Annotated in this window: 3 protein-coding genes; all 3 read right to left on the bottom strand. The window is 39.1% G+C overall.

Features of this window, described 5'->3' with window-relative positions:
- A partial coding sequence (locus DB42_RS01335; protein WP_044881394.1) for a hypothetical protein occupies nucleotides 1-205 on the bottom strand: 205 nt, incomplete at its 3' end.
- A gap of 535 nt (nucleotides 206-740) precedes the next feature.
- On the bottom strand, nucleotides 741-1,943 hold the full coding sequence (locus tag DB42_RS01325; protein WP_052435884.1) for a leucine-rich repeat domain-containing protein: 1,203 nt from the start codon (nucleotides 1,941-1,943) through the stop codon (nucleotides 741-743).
- A gap of 556 nt (nucleotides 1,944-2,499) precedes the next feature.
- Nucleotides 2,500-3,819: a leucine-rich repeat domain-containing protein gene (locus DB42_RS01320; protein WP_193365265.1), complete on the bottom strand. Its 1,320-nt coding sequence runs from the start codon at nucleotides 3,817-3,819 to the stop codon at nucleotides 2,500-2,502.
- Nucleotides 3,820-4,368: the final 549 nt, after the last annotated feature.

Below are 4,368 nucleotides of genomic sequence, written 5' to 3'. Positions count from 1 at the left end.
CAATAAGAGCCTGCTCCTTAACATTTCTTTGAGGAACATGCACTTTACCTATTTGCTTATAAAGAGGGGGCATGACTTCAGTAGCCAGCAGATGATGCCATCTTTTACAGACGCTAAATAAGGGAGGAACTACGCAAGCCTCTAGGATAGGGAGTAGCAATTCATTGGGCAAGCTTTCAATAGATGCCGAAGAGATAGGATGCATTTTATTTCCTTGGGTAGTGATGACCTTTTATCATTTTATTTTTAAGACAGAATAAAAAAATTAAAAATGCAAGTCAAACCAATTCATATCCTTATCAAGGAGAAACAACTCGCAGATAATTTACCACGCTTTTATTTCAGATAGATTCAAGGAAAGGGTGGAGACCCTACAAGCATTTAGGAGCAGCCACAGGTTTGGGAGATTAAGTGACGCGGCAATTTAGGTTTGGCTAAAAGAATGAGATTGATTCTTTGCCTTGTTTGAGAAAAACGGCTCTTTTTGGTGCCTTGTTTTAATTCTTCTGCCGAATGATAGAATCCAATACGCCAGTTTCTTCCTATCAAAAAAAGTTGTTTTCCCAAACATAGCAATCTGCAGAAAAAGAGAGAAACTTCTTGTCTTTATAAATATGTAGGTTAGTTTAGGCTTGCTTAGTTGCTGGAAGGAAAACGGATTACTTGTTTAAAGATAAGATGGCTAAAAGTTTTTTATTTCATTTTAGCCCTCCCCAAATTAAAAAGTACTTACAGCCATTCTACAATTGAAAACGCTGCCTTATTTTTTTGGCGATATCTTTCAAAGGATTTTCTGCTAATTCAAGCGTTTGCAGCTGAGGCAGCTGCCCGATTTCTGTAGGAAGTGTGTTTAGCTGGTTTTGGCCTAATTTAAGCACTCGTAGTTGAGACAGCTGACCAATTTCTGTAGGCAGAGCGGTGAGCTGGTTTTGATTTAAGTCAAGCACTTGCAGCTGAGACAGCTGCCCTATCTCTGCCGGAAGAGTGGTAAGCTGGTTGTTATCTAAGTAAAGCAATTTAAGCTGAGACAGCTGCCTTATCTCGGTTGGAAGAGTAGTGAGCTGGTTGCTGTCTAATTCAAGCGTTCCCAGCTGCGATAGCTGCCCTATCTCTGCCGGAAGAGTGATAAGCTGGTTATCTTTTAAGTAAAGCACTCGGAGCTCTGGTAGCAGCCCTATCTCTGCTGAAAGGAAGGTGAGCTGATTTCTATGTAAGTCAAGCTCTTGTAGCTGTGATAGCTGCCCTATCTCTACCGGAAGGGCGGTGAGCTGATTTCTATGTAAGTCAAACTCTTGCAGCTGGGATAGCTGGTTTATTCCTACAGGCAGAGCGGTGAGCTGGTTTCGGCTTAAATTAAGCTCTTGCAGTTGAGATAACTGGCATATTTCTGGGGGTAAATAAGTCAAGCCTACTCTAGATAAATCTAAAATCGTGATGTTTTTACAATTTTCTTCAATCCAATCTCTAAGAAGCTCTCCTTTTTTTTCTAGAGGCAAGTGCTTAATTTCTTCTCGGCTCAAGTATTCTTCCCCACCAGGAAGTTTTTTCCAAAGTAAAAGGCGATTAATATTTAAGAGATAAGAAGAGTAATTAGCCAGCGTTAAGCCTCTTTTTTCTTCTGTTTTCTCTTTAAATTCCAAAGGAGAAAGAGACTTGGCTAAAGTAAAGATTTGTCTGAAGATTGCATTTACCTTTGCTGCTTCAGAAAGCTTTTCTTTTAGCTTATAAATCCTATCTACAATAAGAGCCTGCTCCTTAACATTTCCTTGAGGAACATGCACTTTACCTATTTGCTTATAAAGAGGGGGCATGACTTCAGTAGCCAGCAGATAATGCCATCTTTTACAGACGCTAAATAAGGAAGGAACTACGCAAGCCTCTAAGATAGGGAGTAGCAATTCATTGGGCAAGCTTTCAATAGATGTCGATGAGATAGGATGCATTTATTTCCTTGGGTAGTGATAACTTTTCAGCATTTTTATTTATTAAAATCAATATAAAAAAATTAAAAAAGCAAGTCAAACGAATTCGTATCCTTATCAATGAAAAACCATTCACAGACAATCTACTGCGCTTTTATTTCAGATAGATTTAAAGAAAGGGGGTAGACCTTCTAAGCATTTAGGAGCAGACACAGGTTTTGGGGATTAAGTGACGCGGCAATTTTGGTGTGGCTAAAAGAAGGAGATTGATTCTTTGCCTTATTTGAGAAAACGGCTCTTTTTGGTGCTTTGTTTTAATTCTTCTGCCGCATGATGGAATACAATACGCCAGTTTCTTCCTATCAAGAAAAGTTGTTCTCCCAGCCATAGCAATCTGCAGAAAAAGAGAGAAACTTCTTGTCGTTATAAATGTGTAGGTTAGTTTAAGCTTGCTTATTTGCTGGAAGAAATGCGGATTACTTCTTCAAATATAGGATGGCTAAAAGTTTGTTATTTTATTTTAGTCCATCCTCATTTAAAAAGTATTTAAGACTATTTTACAATTGAAAACGCTGCCTTATTTTTCGGCGATATCTTTCAAAGGATTTTCCGCTAATTCAAGCGTTTGCAGCTGAAACAGCTGCCCGATTTCTACAGGTAGGCTGGTGAGTTGGTTTTGATTTAAGTAAAGCCCTTGCAGCTCAGACAGCTGTCCGATTTCTGTAGGTAGAGCGGTGAGTTGGTTATGATTTAAGTAAAGGCGTGTCAGCTGTGACAATTGACCTATTCCTGCAGGCAGAGCGGTGAGCTGGTTTTGCCTTAAATCAAGCTGTAGCAGATTAGACAACAGCCCGATTTCTGCAGGAAGGCTGGTGAGCTGGTTTTGATTTAAGTAAAGCCCTTGCAGCTCAGACAGCTGTCCGATTTCTGTAGGTAGAGCGGTGAGTTGGTTTTGATTTAAGTAAAGGCGTGTCAGCTGTGACAATTGACCTATTCCTGCAGGCAGAGCGGTGAGCTGGTTGTTGTTTAAGTAAAGCTCTTGCAGCTCAGACAGTTGCCCGATTTCTATAGGAAGACTGGTGAGCTGGTTTTGATTTAAGTAAAGCACTCGCAGCTTAGACAGCTGCCCGATTTCTCCAGGCAGACTGGCGAGCTGGTTTTCTCTTAAGTTAAGCTCTAGCAGCTGAGACAATTGACCTATTTCTGCAGGCAGACTGGTGAGCTGGTTTTGATTTAATTCAAGCCTTTGCAGCTTAGGCAGCTGTCCGATTTCTGTAGGCAGAGCGGTGAGCTGGTTTTCTCTTAAGTCAAGCGTTTGCAGCTGAGACAATTGGCCTATTTCTGAGGGTAAGTAAGTCAAGCCTGCTTTATATAAATCTAAATTCCTGATGTTTTTACAATTTTCTTCAATCCAATCTCTAAGAAGCTCTCCTTGTTTTTCTAAAGGTAAATACTTGATTTTTTCTTGTCTTAAGTATTCTTTCCCACCAGGAAGCTTTTTCCAAAGTAAAAGACGATTAATATTTAAGAGATGAGAAAAGTAATTAGCCAGCGTTAAGCCTGTTTTTTCTTCTATTTTCCATTTAAATTCCAAAGGAGAAAAAGACTTGGCTAAAGTAAAGATTTGCCTAAAGATTACATTTACCTTTGCTGCTTCAGAAAGCTTTTCTTCTAGCTTATAAATCCTATCTACAATAAGAGCCTGCTCCCTAACATTTCCTTGAGGAACATGCACTTTACCTATTTGCTTATAAAGAGGGGGCATGACTTCAGTAGCCAGCAGATGATGCCATCTTTTACAGACGCTAAATAAGGAAGGAACTGCGCAAGCCTCTAAGATAGGGAGTAGCAATTCATTGGGCAAGCTTTCAATAGATGTCGAAGAGATAGTTTGCATTTTATTTTCTTGGGTAATGATGACTTTTTCAGCGTTTTTATTATTTAAAGACAATGTATAAAAATTAAAAAAGCAAGTCAAACGAATTCATATCCTTATCAATGAAAAACAACTCACAGATAATCTACCGGAGCTTTAATCCAAGATAGATTTAAGGAAAGGGTGGAGACCTTCCAAGCATTTAGGAGCAGCCGCATGTTTTGGGGATTAAGTGACGCGGCAATTTTGGTGCGGCTAAAAGAATGAGATTGATTCTTTGCCTTATTTGAGAAAAACGGCTTTTTTTGGCGCAATGTTTTAATTCTTCTAACGAATGATGGAATCCAATACGCCAGTTTCTTCCTGTCAAGAAAAGTTGCCCTCCCAGCTATAACAATCTGCAGAAAAAGAGAAAAACTTCTTGTCTTTATAAGTGTGTAGGTTAGTTTAAGCTTGCTTAGTTGCGAGAAGAAACGAGGATTACTTGTTTAAAGATAAGGTGGCTAACAGTTTTTTATTTCACTTTAGCTTACTCCAATTTAAAAAGCACTTACAACCATTCTACAATTG

Source organism: Neochlamydia sp. EPS4, assembly GCF_000813665.1.
Taxonomy (GTDB): domain Bacteria; phylum Chlamydiota; class Chlamydiia; order Chlamydiales; family Parachlamydiaceae; genus Neochlamydia.
Note: the sequence above shows the minus strand (reverse complement) of the source record. Positions and strands in the feature narration are given on the sequence as shown.

Coding starts and splice junctions, on each gene's coding strand:
- DB42_RS01325 (WP_052435884.1), bottom strand. CDS start 1,943: ATGCATCCTATCTCATCGACATCTATTGAAAGCTTGCCCAATGAATTG.
- DB42_RS01320 (WP_193365265.1), bottom strand. CDS start 3,819: ATGCAAACTATCTCTTCGACATCTATTGAAAGCTTGCCCAATGAATTG.